20 protein-coding genes are annotated in these 26,094 nt (G+C 52.1%); 6 read left to right on the forward strand and 14 right to left on the reverse strand.

Features of this window, described 5'->3' with window-relative positions; translation table 11 throughout:
- Positions 1 to 50: 50 nt before the first annotated feature.
- From H7B67_RS10775 to H7B67_RS10805, 7 genes are all read right to left on the reverse strand, one after another.
- Positions 51 to 1,580 carry an ABC transporter substrate-binding protein gene (locus H7B67_RS10775; protein WP_185119828.1) on the reverse strand — a complete coding sequence of 510 codons (1,530 nt, stop codon included), beginning with the start codon at positions 1,578 to 1,580 and terminating at the stop codon, positions 51 to 53.
- Between the two features lie 155 nt (positions 1,581 to 1,735).
- Positions 1,736 to 3,331, reverse strand: a complete 1,596-nt coding sequence (locus H7B67_RS10780; RefSeq protein ID WP_185119829.1) for a helix-turn-helix domain-containing protein — start codon at positions 3,329 to 3,331, stop codon at positions 1,736 to 1,738.
- 26 nt (positions 3,332 to 3,357) lie between these two features.
- Positions 3,358 to 5,046 (reverse strand): sensor histidine kinase, encoded by a 1,689-nt coding sequence (locus tag H7B67_RS10785; RefSeq protein WP_185119830.1) that lies wholly within the window; start codon positions 5,044 to 5,046, stop codon positions 3,358 to 3,360.
- Between the two features lie 83 nt (positions 5,047 to 5,129).
- Complete coding sequence (locus tag H7B67_RS10790) at positions 5,130 to 5,948, reverse strand: alpha/beta hydrolase (protein ID WP_185119831.1); 819 nt, start codon at positions 5,946 to 5,948, stop codon at positions 5,130 to 5,132.
- A gap of 20 nt (positions 5,949 to 5,968) precedes the next feature.
- Positions 5,969 to 7,438 carry a sucrose phosphorylase gene (gtfA, locus tag H7B67_RS10795; protein ID WP_185119832.1) on the reverse strand — a complete coding sequence of 490 codons (1,470 nt, stop codon included), beginning with the start codon at positions 7,436 to 7,438 and terminating at the stop codon, positions 5,969 to 5,971.
- Positions 7,439 to 7,450: 12 nt separating this feature from the next.
- A complete protein-coding gene (locus H7B67_RS10800; protein WP_185119833.1) occupies positions 7,451 to 8,404 on the reverse strand; it encodes a carbohydrate kinase family protein in 954 nt (317 codons plus the stop codon).
- 564 nt (positions 8,405 to 8,968) lie between these two features.
- Positions 8,969 to 10,492, reverse strand: a complete 1,524-nt coding sequence (locus H7B67_RS10805; protein ID WP_185119834.1) for an NAD-dependent epimerase/dehydratase family protein — start codon at positions 10,490 to 10,492, stop codon at positions 8,969 to 8,971.
- A 182-nt stretch (positions 10,493 to 10,674) separates the two neighbouring features.
- On the opposite strand from H7B67_RS10805, the gene H7B67_RS10810 reads away from it, so the two are divergent.
- The 6 genes from H7B67_RS10810 (at position 10,675) to H7B67_RS10835 (ending at position 16,512) form a co-directional block, all read left to right on the forward strand.
- Positions 10,675 to 11,259, forward strand: coding sequence for a TetR/AcrR family transcriptional regulator (locus H7B67_RS10810; protein ID WP_185119835.1), 585 nt, complete (start codon positions 10,675 to 10,677; stop codon positions 11,257 to 11,259).
- A 27-nt stretch (positions 11,260 to 11,286) separates the two neighbouring features.
- Positions 11,287 to 12,486: a histidine kinase gene (locus H7B67_RS31275; RefSeq protein WP_185119836.1), complete on the forward strand. Its 1,200-nt coding sequence runs from the start codon at positions 11,287 to 11,289 to the stop codon at positions 12,484 to 12,486.
- A gap of 5 nt (positions 12,487 to 12,491) precedes the next feature.
- On the forward strand, positions 12,492 to 13,133 hold the full coding sequence (locus tag H7B67_RS10820; RefSeq protein ID WP_185119837.1) for a response regulator: 642 nt from the start codon (positions 12,492 to 12,494) through the stop codon (positions 13,131 to 13,133).
- Between the two features lie 173 nt (positions 13,134 to 13,306).
- Positions 13,307 to 15,505 carry an MMPL family transporter gene (locus H7B67_RS10825; protein ID WP_185119838.1) on the forward strand — a complete coding sequence of 733 codons (2,199 nt, stop codon included), beginning with the start codon at positions 13,307 to 13,309 and terminating at the stop codon, positions 15,503 to 15,505.
- Positions 15,502 to 16,209: a glycosyltransferase family 2 protein gene (locus H7B67_RS10830; RefSeq protein ID WP_185119839.1), complete on the forward strand. Its 708-nt coding sequence runs from the start codon at positions 15,502 to 15,504 to the stop codon at positions 16,207 to 16,209. The genes H7B67_RS10825 and H7B67_RS10830 overlap by 4 nt, the downstream gene beginning before the upstream one ends.
- A gap of 3 nt (positions 16,210 to 16,212) precedes the next feature.
- Complete coding sequence (locus H7B67_RS10835) at positions 16,213 to 16,512, forward strand: lipid-A-disaccharide synthase N-terminal domain-containing protein (protein ID WP_185119840.1); 300 nt, start codon at positions 16,213 to 16,215, stop codon at positions 16,510 to 16,512.
- Positions 16,513 to 16,604: 92 nt separating this feature from the next.
- Here the strand turns inward: H7B67_RS10835 and H7B67_RS10840 are convergent, their stop codons facing one another.
- From H7B67_RS10840 to H7B67_RS10870, 7 genes are all read right to left on the reverse strand, one after another.
- Positions 16,605 to 18,020 carry a cellulase family glycosylhydrolase gene (locus tag H7B67_RS10840; protein WP_185119841.1) on the reverse strand — a complete coding sequence of 472 codons (1,416 nt, stop codon included), beginning with the start codon at positions 18,018 to 18,020 and terminating at the stop codon, positions 16,605 to 16,607.
- 164 nt (positions 18,021 to 18,184) lie between these two features.
- A complete protein-coding gene (locus tag H7B67_RS10845) occupies positions 18,185 to 19,441 on the reverse strand; it encodes a glycosyl hydrolase 53 family protein (protein WP_185119842.1) in 1,257 nt (418 codons plus the stop codon).
- A gap of 14 nt (positions 19,442 to 19,455) precedes the next feature.
- A complete protein-coding gene (locus H7B67_RS10850) occupies positions 19,456 to 20,283 on the reverse strand; it encodes a carbohydrate ABC transporter permease (RefSeq protein ID WP_342592408.1) in 828 nt (275 codons plus the stop codon).
- Positions 20,280 to 21,146, reverse strand: coding sequence for a carbohydrate ABC transporter permease (locus H7B67_RS10855; protein WP_185119843.1), 867 nt, complete (start codon positions 21,144 to 21,146; stop codon positions 20,280 to 20,282). The genes H7B67_RS10850 and H7B67_RS10855 overlap by 4 nt, the downstream gene beginning before the upstream one ends.
- Before the next feature lie 104 nt (positions 21,147 to 21,250).
- Positions 21,251 to 22,603, reverse strand: coding sequence for an ABC transporter substrate-binding protein (locus tag H7B67_RS10860; RefSeq protein WP_185119965.1), 1,353 nt, complete (start codon positions 22,601 to 22,603; stop codon positions 21,251 to 21,253).
- Positions 22,604 to 22,712: 109 nt separating this feature from the next.
- On the reverse strand, positions 22,713 to 24,470 hold the full coding sequence (locus H7B67_RS10865; protein ID WP_185119844.1) for a sensor histidine kinase: 1,758 nt from the start codon (positions 24,468 to 24,470) through the stop codon (positions 22,713 to 22,715).
- Complete coding sequence (locus H7B67_RS10870; protein ID WP_185119845.1) at positions 24,457 to 25,968, reverse strand: response regulator; 1,512 nt, start codon at positions 25,966 to 25,968, stop codon at positions 24,457 to 24,459. Before H7B67_RS10870 ends, H7B67_RS10865 begins: the two co-directional genes overlap by 14 nt.
- Positions 25,969 to 26,094 lie beyond the last annotated feature (126 nt).

Here is a 26,094-nt window from a genome sequence, read left to right on the forward strand (position 1 = left end):
AGGAAAATGGAACCTTCATCAGGCTCCATTCTCCTTAATGCCCTTCCGTATTAATTGCCTTGCGCTGCAAGCCATTGATCCAGCTGCTCTTGCTTGCTCTTGATTACGTCCGCCGCGCCTGCGTCGTTCAGCGCCTTGACGAACTTCGGAAGCGTCGTCTCCGGGTCGAGCGAGCCGGTAACGAGTCCAGGCAGGTATTGGTTGACGACGTTGTTTACGGCGCTGATCTGCGTCTTCACGTCGCTCTGATCAAAGATGAAGCCGAAGTAAGGCGAGCGTTCCGTCTCCTTGTTCTCCTTCAGCTTCACTTCGATGTCGGACCAATTGATGCCCTCGAATTGATACTGAAGCGATTCGGAGCCCACGATACCCGTACTAAGCATAGCCGTGTACGAGACGGTGTTCGCGTCCTTGCCATCCGGGAACTTGACGTGATGTTCGTCGACCTTCACGTAATCCTCGCCTTCGATGCCGTACAAGATCGTGTTGATGAGCTGCTCGTCGGTATAAAGAAGGTTCAGGAACTTAACCGAAGCTTCCGGCACCTTCGATGTACTCGAAACCATCCAGCTTACGGAATTGACCGCGCTCGTGTCGAAGTAGAACGGAGCGATCCTCTTCGTCTCGACGTTCTTGCCCGTCTGCGCGCTGATCGTCTTCCCGACCTCCAAGCCGCCGTAGCCTCCCAGGAAGGAGAACTCCCGTCCGGAGGAAACCATCTCGCTGGAGGTAATCGTCGTCGTCGCCGCGTCCTTCTGCAGATACCCCTTGTCGTACCAATCTCTCATCATTTGAACGCCGTTCTTGAAGGCGTCGGTCTCGTACAGATTGACAACCTTGCCGTCATTGCCTACCACGACTCCGACCCCGGTCGTATCCGTCAGCATATCCACCTTGTACGTCCCCTTCAACAGGTTGATCAGACCGGTGTCGCTCGGGTTGACGTTGATCGGTCCGAACGGAACGACGTCCGGATTCGCGCTCTTGACCGCTTCAAAGATGGCTGGCAGATCCTCCACCGATTCGACGTCGTCTGCCGTGAAGCCGGCCGCCTGCAGCATGTCCGCATTGTAGACGAAGTTAATCGGAAGAGACATGCCTTTGTTCACCGGAATGCCATATATCCGGCCGCCTATCGTCGTGGCCTTGAGCATGTCCGCACCGAAGTCTTTCTCCAGAAGGGCGGTCATTTCTTTGCCATATTCCGCGAGAAGATCGTCCAACGGAGCGACTTGACTCTTCGAGACGTAGTTCGAGAACTGGCCTAGCGTCGTGAAGACGTCCATCTTCTCCCCGCTCTGGAGCGCCAGGTTTACCTTCTGCGCATAGTCGGCCGGCCCGTAAATTCGAAAATCGACCTTAACGCCGATTTTGCCTGTCGTAATGGCGTTGATCGCGTCGGTCACCTTGCTCAAGTCGTCCGGGATCCGGTTGAAGGAAGGCATGGCGAAGACGATCTCCTCCACCTTGCCGCCTTCTTCGGACGAAGACGTCGTATTCGAATTGCTGCATGCCGTCAATACCGCCCCTCCGAGCGTCACCGACATAAGTAACGCCGCCATCCCTTTTTTTCTATTCATCATGATGCCTCCTGTCGTTGATTTCGCTTTCAGTTTACCTGCTAGCGGTAAGCTCGGCTTTCAAAAAGACGGCCTGTATTTTAGAAAACAAGCGCTGCTCCCCATTGCCGTTCTGCATAATCAAAACTCCGCTTCCCATCGAAAGCGGAGTTCGCCTATGGATTCGACTTATGCTTGGAACGGTACGCGTTGGGGGTCTCCCCCGTCATCTTCTTGAATACGGTGGAGAAGTAAGACAGCGTATCGAAGCCGGTCTCCAGCGCGATCTCGCTCACGCTAGCCTTGCTCTCCAGAAGCAGCTGCTTGGCCGCGTTTATCCGGCATTCGTTCAAGTATTCCTTGATGGCAAGGCCCGTCTCCGCCTTAAACACCTTGGCCAAATAATCCGCCGTCAGATACACGTGAGCCGCAACGTCTTCCCGGCTCAACTCCTGCTTGTAATTCTCATGAATGAACCGCTTGGCCTTGTCGACGACCCCTTCGGACTTCAACGCCTCCCGAATGGAGTCGATCGTTTTGTCGGTGATCGCTTGGGCCCACTTCATGAAGTCGAATACGCTGCTCTCGGCTTGTTGCGCCAAGCGCAGGATGGCTTCGTCGGCGAATAGCCGGTGCGCCTGGATATGGTTTCTCAAGAGCTGGGAATACACGACTTGAAGGAAATCTTCCCTTATCGAATGCAGGGTCGCCGGATCCAGCTTGTTCTGCTCGGCCAGCCTCTCCAGTTCCTTCTTGAGTCCGTTGACGATTTGAACCTTCTCTTTCTGAACGAATAGGAGCGCGAAGCGGTCCATGTCCAAAGCATAGCTATCGGTCCTGTCGTACAGAAAAGGAGTTCCCTGCAGATGAACCTTCCCTCTGAAGATGATATTGGAAGCATCCAGCTGCTCCAATTGCGCTCTAGTTCGGGAGAGTTCGGAGATGGAGACCGCCTTGCCGATGTAGCAGGTTATCGTGCATTTTAAATAATGCTTGCACAGCTCAATCAGCCGTTCCCCGATATCCGTCAATTGATCCGCGCCGTACGTTCCTTCCATGATCATCGCATTGTAGAAGGCGGATTCCGTCTGATAAGGGATGACCCGATCGTGGTTGACTTGTTCAAAAAGCACCTCGGAGCCTAGATTGGATAAAGCGTACAGAAAGATGCTATTATCCCACATCCCCTCCACTTGGGACCTCGGAACTCCAACGAGAAACAAAACGTATTGTCCTTCGACGGATAACGTCAGTTCTCTCTTGCAGATCTCGCTTTGAATAAGGTCCTGTCTTGGCGAGATCGCTTCCGTAAGGATGTCCCTCCAGAAATTACGCTCCACCCACTCCTTGTTCTTGATCCAGGTCAGGCCAAGCTTGCTGTATTCGTCCAGCATTCGGCTCTGCTTCAGAGCTTCGACGGCTTTGCGCAGAGCGGCATCCAGCTTCGTCTTGTCGATTGGCTTGACCAGATAGGCGTCCGCTTTATACGAAATGGCCGTCGAAGCGAACTCGAAGCTCTCATGACAGGTGAAGAAAATAAAGCCGCCGTCATACTCCCGCTCCCGAACCCATTTGATCAAGTCGAGCCCGGAGCCGCGCGGCATCTCGATGTCGCAGATCATAATGTCAGGTCGAGCGGTCTCGAACAGCCTCTTGGCATCCTGAATATTGGTTGCGGTCATCGTCTCGACAATCCCGTAATCGTTCCAATTCATGATGCGAAGCAGCGCCTCGACCGTAGGGATGTCGTCGTCAATCAATAAGCAGCGCATTTCTATTCCTCCTACGCATACTCCGTTCATTCGTCTGTTTTCGTAACCGGTATCCAGAGTTCCACCCGCGCACCGGACGGATCGCCGTTGGACAGGTTCATTAGATCGTCCCGCTTGTACAAGAGCTGAAGCGTTCTCCGGACGTTGGCGATTCCGATATGAGTTCCCCCTTCTGGCTCATCGCCGGACGAGAAGCTTCCCAGCCATTCGGAGGAGAAGCCTCCCCCGTTGTCCTCGATGACAATCTTGACGAAGGGCGCTTCCTCTCTTGTCTCTATGCCGGCTCGTATATAAATGGAAAGCATCTCGCCGTAGAACATAGCATGCTTAAAGATATTCTCGACGAACGTTTGAACCATGAATTGGGGCACGAGCGCTAAGCCGGCTTCTTCCCGAACCTCGATCATGTGGAAAATCTGGTCGGGATAACGGATCTCCTGCATGCGTATATAATTAACGGCGTGCTTTATTTCTTCTTCGAGCGGGACGACGGCAAGGCCGACTTTGAACATATAACGCAGATGCTCGGACAGGTGATGGATCAGACTGCGAATCTCTTCGTTCTTGTTCCGATAGGTCAGGCTGGTCACCGTCGAGATGGCATTCAGGAAGAAATGCGGACGGATCTGCATCTGCAGGTATTTGATCTCCGCCCGGCTGCGCTCGATCTGCTCCTCGTAGGATTGAATCTTGAGGTCCGTAATTTCTCTCACCATGGATTGCAAGGAGCGGAACAGCTTCGTAAATTCCATCGAATAATGCGCGCCTGCCGGAATTTGCAGCTCCGGCTGCCCCTTCTCGACCTCCTTGGCCGCCTTGACCAGCTCGAGAACCGGTTTCAGAATATCCCTTGCGAGCCGGCGAAGGACAAGCGGCACGACGAATATCGATACTAGCGCCAGTAGGACGATAATCCATTGAATCACTTTCAGCTTGGAGAACACGCTCTGCTTGGCGACAAGGTTCGTGATCTGGCCGAATTCGGCAATCGGCTCGGAGATCATGAGATATCGGCCGCTATATTCGTTCCTCAGCTCGTCCATGGATGAGATTGATTCCGTGCTTACTTGGTTCGAGGTTAGCAGGAATCCATCTCGATCGCTAAGCACGTATCTATTCCGATCGTTGCCTCCCCGGTTCACCATGTCCAGAAGAGTGTCGGCGTTCACCAGAGTACCGAAAGTAATTCCGGAGTAAGTCATGTATTTAAACAAATAATGAACGCCATGAATGGAGAGAGACGTCCACTCGTCTACTTTGCCGTTCGGATCGGGCGCCCATTCCCTCATCTCGATATAGTCGATCAGAGCCAGCTTCTCGTTGGAGTCGATGCGGGAGCTGATCTGAGCGAGCAGCGTTTCGCCGGGCAGCCGGATAAAGAGTCCGTCGCTGGCATCGTTGCCGGACATCTTCGCGGTCAGCGCCTTCTTGAGCTGAATCGCCCTGAAGTATCGTCCTTCCTCGCTTAATTGCTCGAACTCGCTTGCCGCGTCGACATGGTTCTCGAAAATTTCGGTCAGGTCCTTGGAGAAACTATCCAAGTCATTCCGGATATTCGCTTGATACAGGGAGAGCGTATTGCGCGCGCTATCCAAAGTGTTCTTCCTCACGACTTCCAGCGAGTAAACGTTGCTTAGGACAAGGATAGCGAACAGGATCGCCACGATGATAGTCAATTGCAAGGCAAACTTGAAAACGATACTGTTCGTACGCATCGCGCGCCCTCCACTTTCTCCCCAAAAATCCAGCAAGCCCCCGCCTCGATCTTGGGATCGAGAATCAGGGGCGTGCCTTGAAGCTAGTCCGCTTTCGGATACGCAGGAGGCTCTCCTAATGCCCAATTCAAACCGTCCGCGATCGTTTCGTTCCAGAAATCCCAAGTGTGGGCGCCCGCGCTTTCGCGGTAGGTATGTTCGACCTTATTTGCCTCGAGAAAATGATGGAAACGCCGGTTCACATCCAATAGGAAGTCCTCGGTACCGCAAGCCATGTAGAGGTTAGGAAGCTCTTCGCCTCTCTCGCACAGCCGCCGGACGATCGCTTCCGGATCCTTATCGCTGCCGAGCAACTTGGTCAAATCCCCGAATACGCTCCGATAATAGCCGTAATCGGCGATTCCGTCCTTGAAGCCGGGTTCCATATTAGCGATTTTATACGGGATAAGCGCCGAAGACAATGCGATAATATGACCGTATCGGTCCGAATACTTATAACCGTTCCGAATCGCTCCGTACCCGCCCATAGACAATCCGCCGATTAACGTATCTTCCCGGGAAGAGGAGAGTGGGAACAGCTTGCGGGTAAAGTCGATCAGCTCTCTCCCGATGTATTCCCCATATAGAGCTCCCTTATCCTCATCGTCCACGTAGAAGTGGTTTTCTCCGGAAGGCATGAACACGGCGATCCGATAGCGGTCCGAGAGCTCCCGTATGCGAGAGAAGTTGACCCAATCCGAATGAGTGCCGGAATAGCCATGCAAGAGATACAAGGCCTTTAGCGGCTGAAACGTTGAATCCTCTTGGGCAGGCAAGAAAGGGGAATCCACGGGAAGGAGCGCGGTCAACGGGACTTCGCGTTTCAGGCAGCGAGAGAAAAAATGCAGGTTCAAGATGGCCATATTGAAACCTCCTCTATCGTTTAAATCTCATACGAGATCATTCGTCCTTCCCGATCGATGTATTGAATAGCGGAGCGGCAGCTGTTCAGATCGATATAGAGCTCGCAGACTTGTTCTCCTTTGCTCCAACGCAGGCGAACCTCGTCCGCGGCTGAGGCCAGCACGCTGAATTCTCCGTCGAAGGCTTCGTATTCGTTCCGGAAGCGAATCAGCTTCAGCAGCCTCTGAACGACCGGTTTCTCGAGGGCAAGCTCGACTTCTTCCGCCGAGTAATTGCGGCGATTGATCTCTCGGCCTTCGCCGGTCCGCTTGACGCTTTCAAAGTCATTCTCCCCCGCAAGCAAGCCCACGTAATACACCTGCGGGATTCCCGGAACGAACAACTGAATCGCCCTGGCCGCCAGATAAGCGTCATCGTCTTCGTTAAGCGCGCTGTAATAGGTGCAGCGGATCTGATGAACGTCGAAGCCGTCCTCCGCCTTGTGTTCGTCAGACAGGATCAAGCTTAGGTTAGCCCCCCTGCCCACGCATAAATCGACCAGCTTTCTTGCCTCGGCGGTGTCGATCAGATCGTCCATATCCGGCTTGACGGGGATTCCGTCGTGGCAATCCAGCATCGTGAATTGCTTGTGCGGGCGAACGTCTAAGTAGCTGTTCAATTCTTTGTTGGACTTCCCGATTATCGCCTCCAACACGCGGTATGGAAGGATAAAATCATAGATCCAGAAGCCTCGATCGGCCAGCTTGAACTGCGTGCTGTAATGCGCGTGCACCTCGGGCAGCAGCTCGATCCCCAGCGAGTCGGCGAGTTCTTTGATTTCTTCCAGGAATTCGTAAATGTCCGGCTCGACGAAGAAGCAGCTCGTTCCGAGTTTCTTGATCACGTAGCCGACGGCATCGAGACGAACGATCTTCACGTTGTTCCGCTTGAAATTCTCGAAGAACGCTCGCAGCAAGCGCCTCGTGATTTCGGATCGGATATCCAGGTCGATCTGCTCCGAAGGATCCGTCTTGCCGAAGGTTGTCCAAACCTTCGCTTCTTCGCCATTCTCCCCTATTCGGTAAGCCGAGTATGGCCGCGGACGCCTCAAGAACATCTTGTCAATGTCCTCCTGAACGGGCGTGCCGTCCTCCCATATTTTCTCGAGCGGAATGAACAGATCGGCATATTCGGAATCGCGCCCTTTGGCGAGAAAGTCCTGGAAGTACGGCGACTGTCTGGAAATATGATTCACCATCAGGTCGACCAGAACGTCGAACGTTTCCCCGATCTCGCGAATGTCGTCCCAGGTTCCGAAGCTCGGTTCGATCTCCAGGTAAGTAAGCGGCGCGAAGCCTCGGTCTCCCGAGGAAGGAAATGGCGGAAGAATGTGCACCCCGCCCGCGAAGATATCGGCAAAATGCTTTCTCAGCAGTTCGTTAAGCGTGCGCAGATCCCCACCCATGGAATCCGGGTAGGTGATTAATTGCACTTTATTCTGAATGGGCACGGTCAACGCCTCCTATAAGCGATATTGAATCTTGATTTCTTCTAGTTTCGGCAGATCGACGACGGCACCGGCGTACTTCAGCTTATAGGCGCTGACGGCGAAGCCGAGCCTCAAGGCTTCTTCCAGCGGATAGCCTTTGAGCGCGGCCGCGTAGAAGCCGGACCAGAAGGCGTCGCCCGCCCCCGTCGTATCCGCCACCTCGGAAGCCATTGTCGCGAATTCCTTCGTCTCCTTCCCGTTCGAGACGAGAGCACCGTCCTTGCCGAGAGTCAAAATGACCAGCTTGGCCCCTAACTCCAAGAACTTCTCCAATTGGTTAGTTGGGGTGTCTTGGCCGAACAATCGCTCCGCGTCGTCTTCGGACGGCTTGACGAAATCCGCCTTGGACAGAATGGATTTAACATAAGAGACGCCGTCCTCCCCCTTCTGCCAGATCATCCGATGGTAGTTGGGGTCGAAGCCGATCTTAACCCCATGAGCCTTGGCGATATCGATCGCTCGCTCAATCGTTTGGCGGGACGGAACTCTGGAGAGCGGCCAACAGGAGAAATGCATCGCCTTTGAATTCAGCAGCGCTCCTTCCAGCAATGGAGAATAGGAGAGCTTGTAATCGGCTCCCCGATAGAAGATCGGAATCGGGGTCGCCCGGCTTCGGGTCACGACGACCATGCTTGTCGATTCGTCCGCCCGTTGGACGAAGTGCGTGCTTAACCCATCCCGGCTAAGCCATTCTAAAAGGTAGTCGCCGAAGCCGTCGTTTCCGACGCAGGCAGCGATCTGGGAGCGAATGCCCAGCTTCTTGGCGTTGATCGCGATATTGGAAGGCGATCCTCCCGGATATTTCGTATATCCGTTGGACATGAAGGTGTCGTCGTATTCATCGGAGATCATATCGACGAGAAGCTCTCCGACCGTCAGCAGATCGTTCGGTTTGTCCTCGAAATGCAGCGCTTCCTGAAAATCCATCGTGGTCGTTCCCCCGGTTCTGTTTAATGCGCAATGAAGAGATGCTATCAGTTTAGCTCAGGCGGGTCGGCTCGATCTTATAAAAACACGACGAGAATTTTCAAAAAAACGGGGAATACGGGGTTCAAAATGGGTTGTGCCGATTGCATGAATTTCCAAACTTTCTTGGGCAGCAATTCCTTCGATCTCTTCACCCTTGCCTTATCGATGAATTCCGAAAGATTCAAGCCACATTCCTGTTTGAAGAGACGGGATAGGTATGACGGATTGAAGTGGAACCGTTTAGAGTGAAATACAAGGGAGAGGTCCTCCTCCAAATGATCGTTATAGCAGCGAACCTCCTACATCGCTCCCTCCGCGCGATTGGACTCTCTCAAGCGTTCTCTCCAGGAATCTCGCGATATCGTCAAAACCATGAGAATCAGTCGAATGCCCTTCTTGCGGTTGAATCAGCCAAACCAAATCGCTCTTATTCATGCAAAATGAAATGCTAAAAAACGACGGATTTCCCTTAGCGCAATGCACGCCTTTGGAGGAACCCGCCGTTTTTCTTGTACTTTGCTATTAGAAGTCCAGCTCCGACACCGCTTTGCGGTATTCCCGTTCCGGCTCATCCGCATCATGAAGCGGATACCACACTTGAGCGAAGAACGGATCTACCTTGGCCCTTGCCGCATAATTCCAGCTATTGCGCTCGCAATCCGGACACCAGTGACCGCCTTCCAGGACCAGACGAGGACTGGCTTCGAATTCATGACCGAAGGCGCAGGAGAAAGTCAATTTGCCTCTCCAATCCCCTTTGCTCATGTTCTCCGAACTGCATTCGCCTCCTCTGAACCTGGCGGCCCCCTTCATGTCCTCCAGCTCCAATTCGCTCTCCGGTTTGGATTCGTCGTACCCGTGATCGATATGCACGACTTTATCCCAATCCTGAAAATGCTGAAAATCGTTAATGTTGTCGGGGATCGCTTCCCAAGCTTTTCTGCTGCCCCAATAAGCATCGATTTTCTCCTGCAGATTTTCCTCGATAAACCGAACCGTGCCGTGCTCCGTTCTCGCCTCCTTCAAGAAAATACGCTTCATCAGGCTTCCCATCAGGTTCTGTCCTCCGGGCAGACGGCAAATCATTCGGGAAATCGTCGCGGGGGCTCCCAGGTTTTCCAGATAAGCATCGTAGAAATATTGCATCGAATCCCGTCTGAATTGGAGATGCTCCTCCAGCTTGTCCGAATCGAGATAATATTGTCCATGGAAGTTTCGTGTCGCATACCATTTGGGGTCGATGACGTGCTTAAGATCCTTGAAGCCTATAGCCCCGTACAGCTTCTTGTACATGGCGTAAGTATCGACCCGGCAGCTTTCTCCTCCGCCGATATTGTAAATATGCCCCCAGAAATTGTCCGACAGTTCGCCGGTATGCTCTCTACGGCATAAATTCCCTAACAGTCTTCCCGAATCCCTGTCGGAGACATACTCCAGGACATTGTCCAAGCAGTTATGGAACATGATGGCGTCTTTGATCTTGCTCATGGCCGGTCCCATGATGCCGGTCTGCCTGAGGCTGACCCAATATTTCAATCCGGATTCGATCAAGTGACGTTCCGCGGCAATCTTGGATACCGCATAATAGTCGTAAACGCTGGGCTTGATGGGATCGCCGACACGCCCCCAATGAATCGGAGGCATGCGGTCTCCCGTCTCGGCAATCGTTCCGATCGATACGACCTTGACTTCGTCCATACGGTTCTGTTCCTCGATGGCACGAACGATATTCCTCATCGAGCCGTAATTTACCTTCATCGCCAGCTTGGGGTTGTAATCGGCGGCCGGGGATACCAAGGCCGCAACATGCAGGACAATATCCGCGTTTTGCACACATTCGTAAACGTCTTGGTAGTCCGTTACATCTCCCCAATGAACGGTAAGACCATTCCGATTCTCGAAGCCCTCCAGCTTCCGTCTGTCCGTCTCCGTATCCAAGACCAGGATCGCAATTTCTTGCTTGTCCGTATCCTTCAATAATTCCTGCAGAACCCAGAAGCCCATTCCTCCCGTTGCACCGGTCAGCAGCACTCTTTGCTTAAGCAAAAACGTTCCCCCTTTCGTTCTTCAACTTGACAATAGATGTCCATAGTTTTATATATACTGACAGAGTGTCTATTTTACAACCATCAGTTGTCTTTACATTGTCGTATGGAAGACATATCACCATCATATTGTCGTAAAACCATCTAATTCTTCGAAATAGGATGCAAAGGAGAGTTCGGGAAATGAACAGGAAAGAAAATCAAAGAATCCGGTTGACCAAAACCTTATTAAAAAGCAGCCTCATGGATCGGATGGCTTCCAAACCCGTCTCCAAGATCACCATTAAAGAAATATGCGAGAATGCCGGCATCAACCGCTCGACCTTCTACCTCTACTACAAGGACCAATTCGAGCTGTTGAATGAAGTCGAATCGGAATTATTGCACTTAGCGGAGCAGCACTTGAAGAAGATCGATTCCAACGAGAACAATCTCCATTATCTAAAGGAATTGCTCGGTTATATAAAGGACAATTCTGCTCACTTCCGAATCCTGTTATGTCATCCGGAGAGCTTGTCTTTCCAAACCCGTTTCGTCGATATCTCGATCCGAAATCTTAAGCACAATATTTCCTTGAACTGCCCGGAACCGATTTCCGATTACGTCTTCCGTTATTTGACCATAGGTTGCTTGAGCATGATTACGAAATGGATGGAATCGGACTTCGATTTGCCTGTTGAAGAGTTGACGCGACTCATTTTCGGTTTATCCGATAGTGCCCTTGCCATTTTTGATAAACCCGGCGAACGATTGAATTCCATAGACTAGCCGTAAACCGGAAAAGGAGCTGACAACGTGACGACAAACCGGAAAAGGTCCCCGCTCTCGGCACGATCGCCGATCCTCACGATGAGCCGCGGCCCTCTCTTGGGCTGGATTTCGCTCACCTTCGGCGGAACGATTATTCTTCAATCGCTGTCTTATCTGCATATCGTTCCCCTGCTGTTCTTTATCGGTTTGATTATGCTCCATGCTTCCTTGACCTGGCACGCCGATTCTCTCACCCAGAAGCATTCGTGGGTGTATTTGGATATTCAATCCATTCTAATCAACGGAGCCGCATTGCTCATGCCGGATGGCTCCCCGATTCTTATCGCTGCCTTAAACCCGATAATCATTAGTCAAAGCTATGTCATTTATCCGAACAAACGAAAATTCGCCATTGCCCTGATTAAAAACGTCCTCCTATTCAGCATCACGACGAGTTACCTTAGCGATCCGCTTCACTGGGCGTTGTATTTCGTCTGGTTTATCCCCATGTGCGTCGTGATGCTGACGATAACCAATCTGGCCGTCGGGCAACTCCAGAGCCAGTACCGCACCCAATCGTTCTTGACGGAATTAGAGATTGCCCATCAGCGGGTGGAAGAGCTGTCGATCGCGAACGAGCGACAACGAATGGCAAGGGATCTGCACGATACGCTCGCGCAAGGCTTAGCCGGAATCGTCATGCAGCTCGAAGCCATCGATGCCCATCTTCAGGCGAATCGGCCACTCCGCGCCCAAGAGATCGTTCATCAAGCTATGGGACGAGCTAGAAGAGCTCTGACCGAGGCCAGGGATGTCATCGATAACCTCCGTATCCATTCGGATTCGAATGTCGACTTCGCGCAAAGGGTTGCCGAGGAGATCGAACGATTCCGGCAGGAGGAGCAACTGGACGTTCAATTGGAGCTGGAGATGCCGGCCTCCATGTCCAAGCTTCTATCCGAGCACGCCCTTCACATTATAAGAGAAAGTTTAACCAACATAGCCAAGCATGCGGAAGCGAGTCGGGTTTGGGTTAGAGTCCATCAAATCCGATCGATGCTGATCATCGAGATTCGGGATAACGGGATAGGCTTTAATACGGCAACGATCGGCAAGAGCTTAGGTCATTACGGTTTGGTAGGCATGCAGGAAAGAGTCCGCATCATCGGGGGATCGTTCGAGATTGAAAGCGGCTCGGAGGGTACTCTAATACGAATTCAGGTCCCGTTGACGGAAGGAGAGTAAAAAACATGATTTACAAAATTATGATCGTAGACGATCATTTCTATATTCGAGAAGGCATTAAGCTGATACTTGAGACAAACGAATCCTTCGTAGTCGCTGCCGAGGCAAGCAACGGAATCGAAGCCTTGGAGCTGTTGGAATCGACGAAACCCGACGTGATTCTGATGGATCTCAATATGCCTAAGATGAGCGGGTTAGACACGATGCACGAGTTGAAGTCGAGGAGGATCGACATCCCGGTCATTATCCTGACGACTTACAATGAAGACGAACTGATGCTGCAGGGACTCGAATTAGGGGCCAAAGGCTATCTACTGAAAGACACGGGGAGAGAGGTATTATTCCGAACCTTGGAATCCGCTATTAGAGGCGAAACACTGCTCCAACCTGAAATCCTGACCAAAGTGTTCGAGGCAAAGCAGAAGCTAGCGACTCCCGCCAAAGCTAGAGAATCCGCGCAACTATCCGAGAAAGAGCGCCTGGTCTTGCAAGCGATCGCCCAGGGCTTTCGGAACAAAGATATCGCCGCGGATCTCGGAATTTCGGAGAGAACGGTAAAGGCATACCTTACCGGCTTGTACAACAAGCTAGGCGTAGACAGTCGGACTCAGGCGGTTGCCGTCGCAACGGAACGCGGGCTTGTTTAGCATCGATTAATAACTCGAGTTGCAAGAAGTATGTCCTGGAACAGAATCCTTCATCCCATTCATTGCCCTATTTTGCCCGAAAGGGCATGCCCTTTCGGACGGTTTCCTATTCGTTTAGCTGAGGTATGATGGATCCATATTATCCAACGCAGACAAAACGGAGGGAATCGAAAATGGCAAAATGGTTGTACAATCTCGGGAAATGGTCGTTTCGCCGAAGAAAAACGGCGCTTATCGGAACGATAGCCGTTCTGGTCATCGCTATTGCAGCCGGCATCGGAATGGGATCCAACTTCAGCGGCGACATGAGCATCCCCGGAACCAAATCGGAGAAAGCTCAGAAAATGTTGGCCGAAGCCTTCGGGACATCTTCCGAAGGAGGCGGCACGATTACTTTGATTTATAAGGCTCCGGAGGGAGAAACGCTTGAGTCGGAATCCGTCAAACAGCTTATTCAGACGACCGAGCAAGAAGTCGCGAAGGATGGGGAAGTCGCCTCCATCGCGTCCCCGTTCGATTCAGGATCGCTTAGTCCGGATAAACGGATCGGCTACTCTACTGTCACCTATAAGGTAGCTGCCGATGAGGTTACGGAAGAATCGATCGATCATGTCCGTTCAGCCGTAGAGACGGTCAACGATAAAGGGCTGCAGACCGAGCTCGGAGGATCGGTCGCCTTATCCGAACTGGAAATCGGGGGAATCTCCGAGGTCATCGGAATTGCCGTCGCCTTCTTGATACTGGTACTTACCTTCGGTTCTTTCGTTGCGGCGGGGCTGCCCATTCTAACAGCGGTTATTGGTCTTGCGATCGGCATGATGTTGATCTTCGTCGGCTCGCATTTTACGGCTATCCCATCCTTCTCCTTGTCCCTTGCCTCCATGCTGGGGTTGGCAGTCGGAATCGATTATGGGCTGTTCATCCTATCCCGATTTAGACAGAATCTTAACGAAGGCATGGAACGCGCGGAAGCGGCAGCAATGGCCAACGCGACGGCGGGAAGCGCGGTCGTGTTCGCCGGCCTCACGGTCATCATCGCCCTGCTAGGCTTGACTGTAACCGGCATACCGTTCTTGGGAGCGATGGGCATCTCCGCAGCCGTTACCGTATTCGCAGCCGTGATCGTTTCCTTGATTAGTATCCCGGCTCTTCTCGGCGCGACTAAGAAATTGTTTCTTCCGAAAGCCGGGAAAATCGAAAGCGATACTCATCCGAACGGTCGTCAAGCAGACGAATCGAATCGATGGGGCCGCTTCGTCACCAAGTACCCTTTGCCTGTCCTGATCGTTTGCGTCCTCCTGCTAGGCTTGGTCAGTCTGCCGGCTCTGCATATCCATACGGGACTTCCGAACAACGGTACCAAATCGACCGATACGACGGAACGGCGAGGCTACGACCTTCTGTCCGAAGGCTTCGGACCGGGCTTCAACGGCCCCCTTATTATCGTTGCTAAATCGGACTCCGACGTCGTCGATCCGGCTGCAGCCATCGGCGAAGCCACGGCGGGATTGTCCGAATTGCCTAACGTATCCAGCGTCACGCCTCCGCAATCGAACGCTTCCGGCGACACGGCAATCTTAACGTTGTTGCCGGGCACGGATCCTCTGGACACGGAAACGAGCGAATTGGTCAAGCAGATTCGCCAACAAGCCGATAGCATCCATGAAAAAACTCATGTCGAATTAATGGTGACAGGCTCCACGGCGGTCGACATCGATATTTCGGACATGTTGAACCAAGCTTTGCCTAAATTCGCCGGATTGATTGCCGGACTTGCCTTTATTCTGCTTGCAATCGTCTTCCGTTCTATCCTGATCCCGATCAAAGCGGTTGTCGGATACCTGCTGACGTTGACGGCCACTCTCGGCTTTATCGTATTTGTCATCCAGGACGGGAATATGGCGAGCCTCTTCGGAATACCGGAAGCCGCTCCGGTCTTGAACTTCCTTCCGGTCTTGGTTGCAGGCATTCTGTTCGGCTTGGCTATGGACTACGAGGTGTTCCTGGTCAGCGCAATGCGCGAGAAGTATTCCCACAGCAAGCATCCGAAGAAAGCCATATTGTACGGGCTCAAAACGAACGGCAAAGTCGTATTCGCCGCAGGACTCATCATGGTTACCGTGTTCGCCAGTTTTATCTTCGCGGAGGATTCGATCATTAAATCGATGGGCCTTGCCCTCGCCGTCGGCATCCTCTTCGATGCATTCATCGTCCGTCTGACTCTCGTTCCTGCCATCATGGCACTTCTCGGCAAGTCGGCATGGTATTTCCCGAAATGGCTCGATCGAATCCTGCCGAAGATCGATATCGAAGGCGAAGCGTTCCAGCATGACAAGCGAACCACCTCCACTGACCAAAGGAGAATTTCATGAAGGAACTATCGGTTGTCGTCCCTCTTTATAACGAACGAGACGATTTGATGAGGCTTTATTTTGCGATTACCGGAGCACTTGATCCATTTATCGGAGAGTATGAGATCATCCTCGTGAATGACGGCAGCACCGATGGAAGCGAAACATTGTTGGATCGTATAGCGGAGAACGATCCAAGGGTTAGAGTCATTCCCTTCCAAAGAAACTACGGTCAAACGGCGGCGATATCGGCAGGTCTAAAGATGGCGGAAGGTTGCTTTATCGCTCTAATGGACGGAGATCTCCAGACCTATCCGGAAGATATCCTTAAGCTTCTTCCGTATATGCAGGAGTTCGACTTCGCAAACGGAACTAGAGTTGAACGTAAGGATACGCTGCTCAAGAAGATATCTTCCAGGATAGGCAATGGCGTACGAAACCGGGTAACGGGAGATCGGGTTCAGGACACCGGGTGTCCGATGAAGGTGTTCAAGAGCGATGTGGCTCAGAGTTTTAATCTCTATGAGGGCTTTCACCGGTTCTTGCCGACGCTAGCGAGAATGAACGGGTTTCGCGTCGTCGAAGTTCCGGTCGGGCATCGGGAGCGAACGGCAGGCCATTCGAAGTATGGGGTTCTCAACCGGGCATTCGTCGGGCTGATGGATGCCATCGTCATCGGCTGGCTCCGAAAACGCACGATAAACTACCGCATCAGAGGCAACTAAGCAATGAACTACGATGCAAGGGAATGGTTCTGGGTCGGATTAGGCCTTCTCGGACAGCTCCTTTTTACCGGACGCTTCGTCGTTCAGTGGATCGCAAGCGAAAAAGCCAAAAAAAGCATCGTGACGAAGTCCTTCTGGGTGTTCGGCATCCTGGGCAGCACCATATTGTCCGTCTATGCCGTTTATCGTAAAGATCCCGTATACATTATTGGGCAGGCTCCGGGAATTTTTATTTACACTCGCAATCTAATGCTAATGAAGAAGGAAGAAAAAGCGAACGCTAGCTTGCAACAAGACGAATAAGCTAACGAGCAGTCCAATCTCGTTCCCGGCAATGAACGGAGGCAGGCATCCGCGGGTTTCGCGAATGCCTGCCTCTGTTCAAGCGTTCCCTGTCAGCCGATCTCGGCTTCTATCTTCCCGTCCTCTAACGGGACAATGATCACGAATCCTCCGGATGCTCCCTCGATAGGATCGATCGAAATCTCCGCTTTAGCCGATACGTTCACCTCCTGTTTCCAGACATCCGATAAATCAGGAAAATACAGGATTGTTTTCCCATTCTTATTCGCTGTCCATTTTGCCGTTAGCTTTTTCTTTTTATAATCGTAATGATACGATTGCAATTCGCCCGAAACCTTAACGGGATATCCTCTTTCCAAACTGCGATAGTTCGGATCTAGCTCCATCCCGGTTACATATTGATGATAAGTGCTAGCCCAATGATAGTTCTCCAATATCTCCGTCATATGTTCGATTAATTCGTTCGTATACTCTCCGCTCGGAAAATTCCCCCATTCGCCGACGATGACCGGAAGGCCCAACTCCAACTGGGATGCGCGCTTTCGCGCGAACACCCTTGTCACGTTATCCTTGCTGTAATCCTCGTATCGATCGGTATCGACCACGACATCATAACCATGAGGAGCATAAATCTGTTGGGAATCGATCTCGCCTTGCGGGTTCGAGATCCGTTCTATGCCCGTTTGGACAGCCGTTCCATAAACATTCCCTCCAGTAACCAAAGGGATATCCCCCGATTTGCGTATCGCCTTTAACATCCGATTATAGAATGGCATCAAGATCACTTTATCGAATTTTACGAAATGTTCGGTCAGAATGGCTGTCATTCTTTCGCTTTCCTCCGGAGTCGCTGTCTGGGGCGAATTCGGATCAAAAGCCGGGTTACTCCTCATGATCTCCCCGAAGGCCATGCCGAAAGCTTGCGGCGCTAGACTCCCCATATAAGGTTCATTCATGGGCTCGAAGCCAACGATATTGGAATAAGCTTTGAATTTATCCGCAATGTACTCCCACATCGCTTCATAATGATCGAGCAATCCGACTCCGTCCGCCGCCTTGCGGTTCGCCCAGAAGCTATCCGCCGCCCGGATGACGGCAGGGCTCTTCACATAAGCCTCGTACCAAATACTGAGCCCCTTCGGATGCTCCAGTCCATCGTCCAAAGTCGCCCATTCCGGAGCCCCGTCGATGAACTTGGCCGAGAACAGATCCTGATGCATATCCAGGAAGACGTAAATGCCGACCTTCCCGGCAAATTGCACGACCTTGGCTACTCTGTTCAGGTAAGCGTCATCATATAACCCAGGCTCAGGTTCGACTCCGTCCCAGAAGATGCCCAGACGAATCAAGTTGAATCCCCGTTTGGCATAGAACTCCAGCTTGTTCTCGATGTCCGGTTCTAGATAACCCTTATCCTTGTCCCTGCAGATGAAACATAACCCGTTCATAATGACCTGATTCCCGTCTTCATCAACGAATTGCATTCCCGATACCTTCAATCGTTTCATCTCAAGCCGCCTCCATTGATTATCCCTTTAACTTTTAGTCTTATCGCATCTAGACTATCAAGTTAAATCCGGCAGCGCGATGTGGAATCGCGCCAATCTATGGGAGGAAAGCGAAACGAGAAACCCCGCTCGGAATAGAACGGGGCTTCTCGCTTGATCCCTACTTAATTGCAATCGTCGAACACGTCAAGAATCGGTTTTGCCGTCGCGATTTTCGTTGTCGGATCCGCATTGAACAGAGACATGGAGCTCCACTCTCCCGTAATTAGATCCGGCGCCCATGGTCGAATGCCGCTTACTCCGTTATCCTTGCCCCAAGCCAGAAAATCCTCCGTAAATCTGGCCTGGTCCGATTCCGATATCGCATAGCCGGCAACAGGAGTATCCCACTCCTGATAAGTTCCGCTGTCTATCGGCGAGGATGGATAGGCGTATTCGGCAATAAAGACGGGGACGCCGAGTGCCTGATGAACGGCCGTAATCATCGACTTGACCGTTCCCACCGGATCAGGATTATAGGTCATCGAAGTCGGATAGAAGCTGATTCCGGCTTGGTCAACCGTAAATCCGTTCGCGGCCAACGTCTGGAAGAAGGTCGTTATCGAGGTCGCGTCCGCGACAGAAGTCGTCACGTGAGTCGAAAACTTGGCGTTGCGGTCCACCTTCCGGATTCCCTCCGCCAACGCCGCCATCATCTGGCCATTATAGTTCCAAACGTTATCCTTGAGCCAGTCGGCTCCGAAAGAGGGAAGCACGAACATATCGTATAATGTCTTGCTCTCGAGTAACGGATTCACGGCTGTCTTCAATCCGATGCTAACGCCGCCGAATCCGAAGTTCGCTTCGTTGCCAAGATTCCAATAATCGACCTGGCATCCCGTTCTTTGCAATTCGCGGGCGACCAACTCCCCATACTGTTTAAGTACGGATTTCATCTCGGCCAGCGTATACTCCGACCAAGGCTTATTCGGCTTCACGATCTCCGGATAATCCTTGAAATCCGGCGCTTGCTGGGAGAAGGAGTCCATGTACGTATAGGCGACCATGATCTCGGGGTTGATCGGCATGCGAAGCTTGGATGCTACTCTGCAAATCTCCAGTCCGGATTCGAGCGAATGCAGCTCGGCATGGGCGGGATCGACCGACAAATCTCCATCGTTATATCGCTTCGTGTTGATCCGAACGAACATCTCGGTTGCGCCGGCCTCGTTATAGAGTTTCTGGAGCTGTTCCAAATTGGTCGCCGTTCGGTTGCCTCGCTTAAACACGTAACCTTCTTCGAATGCGCTTTTCGCCCCTTGTCCCAGAGACAGCGCAATTCTCATCTGATTTCCATTCTGATGGGGACCGGAAGCATAGGCTGGGAATCCAATCGTCATGAATAGCGAAACTAGCAAAGCGGTGACCGTTAGTTTCTTCATGAGAATCCTCCTATTTACGCTTTTACCGAACCCGCCGTCATCCCTGCCACGATGCGTTTATTGAAGATTAGGAATAAAATAAACGGCGGAATCGTGATCAGCAAAATGTTAGCGAACAGCAAATTATACTGCGTGACAAACTGGCTTTGGAAGTTGTACAGCGTCAATTGAACCGTTACGTTGTCCGCCCCGGGAAGGAAATAAAGCGGATTCGTAAAATCATTAAAAATCGTTACGGAAGACAGGACCACTATCGTCGCCGTTACCGGCTGCAGCAGCGGCATTATTATTCGGAAGAACAAGCGTATGCCGCCGCACCCGTCAAGGATCGCCGCTTCGTCGATTTCTCGCGGCACTGTCGCCATGAAATTCTTGTAGAGCATGACCGAGAACGGGAACCCCAGCGCCACTTCAACGAGAATAAGCCCGAGCAAAGTCTTGAACAAGCCGATGCCGTCCAGTACCCAGATCGTAGGCACGATCGCGGGAGGAATAATCAATCCGGACAGAATCAGAAATTCGAATACGGGAGAAGCGCGGCCCTTGCGTCTCTGAAGCACGAAGCCGGCCATGGCGCAAAATAGAATGAGAACAACGATGGAAAATAAGGTCAGAGCCGTGCTGTTGACAAAGGCCCTTAAGAGCATGTAATCCCGCGTTTCGGCTACTGTACGGATATTGTCCCAAAACTGAGGCGATGTCGGCCAGTTCAGATTCAGCAACGAAGCCTCCTTCGCATCCTTGCCTGCGTTAACGATCATGAAGTAGAAAGGAATACCGAAGACAAGGAGAGCGAACGCAACGCCAAGAGCTTCGAAGCCGAAGGATCGGACCCTTCTCACAAATCCACCTCCTTTCGGTTCATGTACAGGTTCAAAGGCACCGCCAGCGCGGCAACTACCAAGAATAGAATCACGTTTCCGGCTGTAGCGAGACCATAAAATCCGCCTTGATATTGTTTATAAATAATAGAAGCGATAAGATCGGTCGTAAAACCGGGTCCTCCTTTGGTCATGGTCCAGATCAGGTCAAAGGATCGAAGACCTCCGATGAACGACAAAATAATGACGGAATGAGTAGCCGGCCTGCTGAGCGGAACGATGATGCTCCAGAATTTGTTCCACCCGGTGCCCCCATCGATCTGAAGCGCTTCGTAATAATCTTCGGGGATGGAAAGAATGCCGGCGATATAGATGACGAGGGCGATGCCCACTCCCTTCCAGACATCGACAAACGCTACGGAAAGCAAAGCCAATTTCGGATTGCCGAGCCAGTCCGGTCCCGTTATGCCGACGACGGACAGTGCGGAGTTGATCAAGCCTTCGGTCGGATGCATCATCATGCTAAAGGCGATACCTATGGCAATCGTGCTTACCAAGGTCGGAAAAAAGATAATGGACCTAAGAAAGTGCTTCGAACGCAGCTTCGAGGTCAATAACACCCCAAGAAGCAGCCCGAGAACGACTTTAAGGGAACTGGTAACAACGGCGTATATCAACGTGTTTCGAAAGCCAATCGCAAGCGACTGCTCCCGGAAGAACATTCGAAAGTTCTCGAAGCCGATGTATTGCCAGTCCGACAAGTCCCAACGCGTAAAGCTGAAGAAAAAGGACGAGATCGTAGGGGTAAGGAAAATAAGCAGATAGATAATGCCCGCCGGCAGTAGAAACCAATAGGAATAGGTCCGTTTAAACACGCCATTCATGTGCATTCTCTCCTCTATCCTCTGAATTTCTCTCTGTGATAACACCTTTTCGAGAGGAAAGGCGAGACAGCGAACGATGCCCGCTGTCTCTGCCGCTTGCTAGATTACCAGCCCGACAAGCCAAGTTGCTTCGCTTGCTTCTCGACATCCTGATCGTAGGCTTCGGCGCCTTTCTTGGCGTCCTTGATGCCCGATCCCACCTCGACCGTAATTTGCTCCAGGCTCGGTCCTTTGACCGGGGACACGAATTCCAAAGCCGGTGCCGTCTGATTATTATCGAAGTAAGGAAGCATATCCTTGACGAGAGACGGAACATCATCGGGAATCGATGCTCCCTTGATTAAGTAAGGACCTGTCGGCTTGGACACGGTAGAAGCGACTTCCGTGCCTTCGACGGACGCGACAAAGGCGACGAACTGCTTAGCCTCCTCGACATGCTTGCTCTCCTTATAGATGTAAGCCGCTCCGGGCATCCAGACGGTTAGACCGTTCGAAGAAGCGTCGTCTCCCGGCTGAGCGAAGAAGCCAAGGTTCTCGATTTGATCCGGGTAATTTTGAAGGATGGCCGGGGTAGCAAACGACAGCATCGGATATTGAACCCCCTTGCCCTCCGCAAGCATTTTCAATCCGACATCATAGGTAGTCGCCAACAAGTCCTTGTTCATCAGCCCTTTGTCGTGCAGCTCCTGCAGCTTCTCGAAAGCGCGAAGCATGGCAGGCGTTCCCGCATTTGTTGCCTTATGGGCCGTGAAGTCCTCCGCGAATGAAGGAACTTGTGCTTGAACGTTGTAATAATCGGCAAGAACGACGAGCTGAGACGTCCACGTATCTTTGTAGCTGCCGATGACGGGCGTCATGCCTGCCTCCTTGATTTTCTCGCTGTTGGCGATGAGCTCCGCCCAAGTCTTCGGAACCTGCAAGCCAAGGTCGGCGTACACTTTCTTGTTGTAGAACCAGCCTCCGGCCATCGTCGAGGCCGTCGGCGCCCCATATACTTTGCCGTTATAGGAGACGGTCGATTTAAACGAATCGATCACGTTCTGCTGGAAGGCTTCGTTCGTTAGATCGACCATATTCTTCTCAGGAGTAAGCGCTTGCATTAAGGACCCGGAATTGTAGAAAAAGACATCTGTCATATCGCCCGTAGCCAATCGAGTCTTTACAATATTGTCGCCTTCGGTGCCTCCCGGCCGAGTCTCCAACTCCACTTTGATGTTGGGGTATTTCTTCTCGAATGCGGCAATATAGGCGTTAGCCGTGTTGACTGCGTCCTGCGAATTGTCCGTGGATAATGTAATGGTCACTTCCTTGGCGTCAGCCGTTCCTTCGGCCGTCTCGCTTTGGGATGGAGAAGCGGAGCTCTTCTCTTCATTTCCGTCGTTTCCCCCGCAAGCCGATAGCGCTCCAGCAAGCAAAATAACGGATAACAGCGTCAATCCCGGTTTCATCTTTGTCATCGTGTTCACTTTGATAGATCCCCCTAACTTGAATGGTTAACCGGTTTTGAAGCTTCCCGGCCTTCTCATTGTAGCGAATCGCCCGACCGGGAAGTAAGCGCTTTAAATTTCAGGTATCCGTCGTATTTTTAAGGTTTGACGGTTGAAACCGGACCGCAATTCGTGTCCCGGCTCCAGGCTGGCTCCAAATCTCCAGCATGCTTCGCTCGCCATAAGCCAAACGCAATCGTTCCTTTACGTTCCGCAACCCGTAGCCATGTTCCGTAACCGATAGAGATTCCATGCCGACCCCATCGTCCTCGACGGTCAACAGCAAATCTTCTCCTTCGCGAACTCCCTTAAGCCATATCGTGCCTTCGCCCAATTTGGGCTCCAAACCGTGGAAGATCGCATTTTCAACAAGCGGTTGAAGAAGAAGCTTCATGATTTCGCAGTCCAACATCGAATCCTCGACTTCCTCCACATAGCGGAACCGATTCTCGAACCGAAGGTTCTGGATGCGGATATAGTGCCGGATATGAAGGAGCTCATCGCGGACCGCGATCGAATCCCTTCCCTTGTTCAGGCTGAGTTTGAAACTAACGGAGAGAGACTCCGCCATATCCGCGATTTGATCGTTATCGTCAAGAACGGCCATCCAGTAGATGGAATCGAGCGTGTTGTAGAGAAAATGAGGCTTGATCTGAGACTGCAGGGCGCGCAATTCCGCCTCCCGCTCCTTAAGCTCGGAGCGGATCAGCCTCGCGGATAATTCCTCGTTATGACGGACTATTCTCTTGAATGTCTCACCGATGACTCCGACCTCGTCGTTGCCGAACATGACGGGAAAATCGCGGGTGCCTTTGGTCCAGTCCAGCATCATTTTCTTGAGCTTCAGAAGCGGCTTGGTTACCGTCCTGGATATCAGGTAGGAAATCGCAAGGGCAACCGCCGCGAACGCCACCGCGATCGCCGTCGTCACCCATGGAATGTTGCGGGATTGACGTAGCAGCTCCGACGAACGCACCAGATGAAGAAAAGTCCACCCCGTCGTCTGATTATCGTAGAATCCGACCAGGTACCCCTGCTTTCTTAAGCTGCTTATCGTCCTTCCGAGGCTGCCGTTCTCCGGTAAGAGACCGCTATCGCCGAAGACCGCCTGCGTGACTCCTTGGCGTTCGTCGAGACTCATATAGCTGCCGTACTCTCCGTCATTACCGAACACTTTGGAGAAGATCGTTTTGGAAACGTTAATGACGAGGATGCCGATCGGCTCGCCGTCGGTCGCGCTCTTGTCCCGGAACAGCTTAATGGTCGAGAAAGACGATTCCGAATCGCCGAAGATATCCGTCGGATAATAAATGACTTTGCCCTTGCTATCATAAGCGTCAAGGTACCAATCGGATTCCCTGATGCTCTGGTCGCGATCCGGTCCTTCGTATCGTCCGGCGTCATCCGATCTTCCGGAGCAAGCGACGCGAAGCCGTAGATCGAACAAGCAAATGGACGTTACATATTTGGTGTCGGCGGAGCTGTTGCTAATCATCCTCTGCAAGATCGCCGACGTGCCTGCCTGACGGTTCTCGGACCGCGAAAATGAATCCTCTTCCGACTTCGCGATCAGATCGCCGCGGATCGCGTCGTTCACAACGATCGAGAAATGAAGTCCGTTAATATTGCGAAAGAGAAGATCGGCAATCTCGCTGGACGTCCGCAAACGGTCCCTATTCGACTTCTCGTTCATATCCATGACCGTCGCTTTGGAGATGTTGTAGGAGGTATAGCCCAATAACAAAATGGCGGGGAGCGCCCATAGGATCATGGCAACGAGAAACCGGTTCCGGATGGTCCGGATTCTAAGCGAAAATCGGAACTTAGACGTCTTCATCGTTCGCATACCTTCGTCCCGCGGCGTGCAGATCGCGGTAGTGACCCGGCGTCATTCCGACCGCTCTCTTGAACGTCTCCGCGAAGTGTCTCTGATTGACATAGCCAACCTTGCCGTATACCTCGTGAACCCGCTCTCCTTCTCTAAGCAAAGCCTTTGCTTTCTCCATTCGGATACCCGTCAGATATTTTCTATAGGAGACGCCAAGGCGCTCTTTGAACAATAAACTTAAGTAGGCGGGATGAAGCTCGGCGAGATCCGCGAGCTCCTGAAGCGAAAGGTCCTGGGCGTAGCGTTCCTCCATATAATCCAGAATTCTCTCCAGAGAGGCATGTTTCATCTCGCGCCTAGCGCTAGTCGTCCAGGCGACCAGTTCCTCCAACTTGCCGCGCATCCAGTCGAACATTCGGTCGAGAGCGTCAAGCTCATGAAGCTCCCGGTGGCGAACGATCCCTAGACTTGTCATGTCCCTCCCCGTCTCTCTGGCAATGTCCACACATAAAAACACAAGCTTAAGCAACTCCTCTTCCACTCGCTCCGGCGTTAGTCTGCGTTCTTTCGTCCAGGCTCGGAATCCGTTCAACGCCCATTCCAATCCTTCCTTATCTCCCGTTCGAAGGGAGACTATGATCGCCTCCTCGTGCTGCTGAAGGTCGACATAGCCCTTGCTTTCTTTTCCTTCGACGTCTTCAATTCGAACCCGGCCGCTTTCTTCCAGGAATTTGCCGTATCGCAGCGCCCGGATGGCCTCCCGATAGCTTCGTTTCGCTTCTCCGAGCGAAGCGTAGGTTCTGCCCGAGCCGTAAAGCACCCGGTTATCCCAATGGTTTAATTGCTCCTCCAATGCCGGACTTCTCTTCTCCGCGTGAAACACGACCGAAAGATACTCGTTGCCGTTCCTGACTTTAATCTCCCTATAAAGCGGATGTTCGGGCAACGGAGGACCCGCGCACTCGAAAGCAAAAACCGTTACGGCGGACAAGCGGGAACTACCCTCGCCGAAGGTTTCCTTCCATCTTGCCGTCGCTTCTTCGCCGATCAACAGCAACTCGAGAGTCGCCATCTCCAGCCTCTCTTCCCGGCTTTCCTCCCATTTGACTTTAAGCTCGCTGAACGCTTGTTCCTTCCCGATGATCTCGAGGGTCCGGGCAATGGCCTTCTCTACCTTGGTCATCGTGATAGGCTTCTCTAGGTAATCCACGACCCCGAGACCGATGGCCCGCCGAACGTATTCGAACTCGTTGTACCCGCTAAAGACGATAAACATCGTATTAGACAATTCCGCGGACAATTTCTCGATCAATTCCAAGCCATTCATGCCTGGCATTCGTATATCCGTTAGCACGATATGCGGTTGAATCCGGCGCGCCAGTCGCAAGGCGGATAAACCGTCCCTCGCCGTTCCCGCCAGCTCGATGCCGAATCGGCCCCAATCGATCTTCTTCATTAGTCCCGTTAATACGATGGGCTCGTCGTCAAATACAACCGCTTTTAACATACTCGCCTCTCCTTGTCGTCAAATACATCCGCTGCAAGTTTACAGAGTTTTCAAACGCGATTACATAACGTTTTTTAAAGGCGGAATATCGATATCTTAAGATTGGTGCAAAATAAGGAGGGCTGC

It is taken from the genome of Cohnella thailandensis, assembly GCF_014212135.1.
Classification (GTDB): domain Bacteria; phylum Bacillota; class Bacilli; order Paenibacillales; family Paenibacillaceae; genus Cohnella; species Cohnella thailandensis.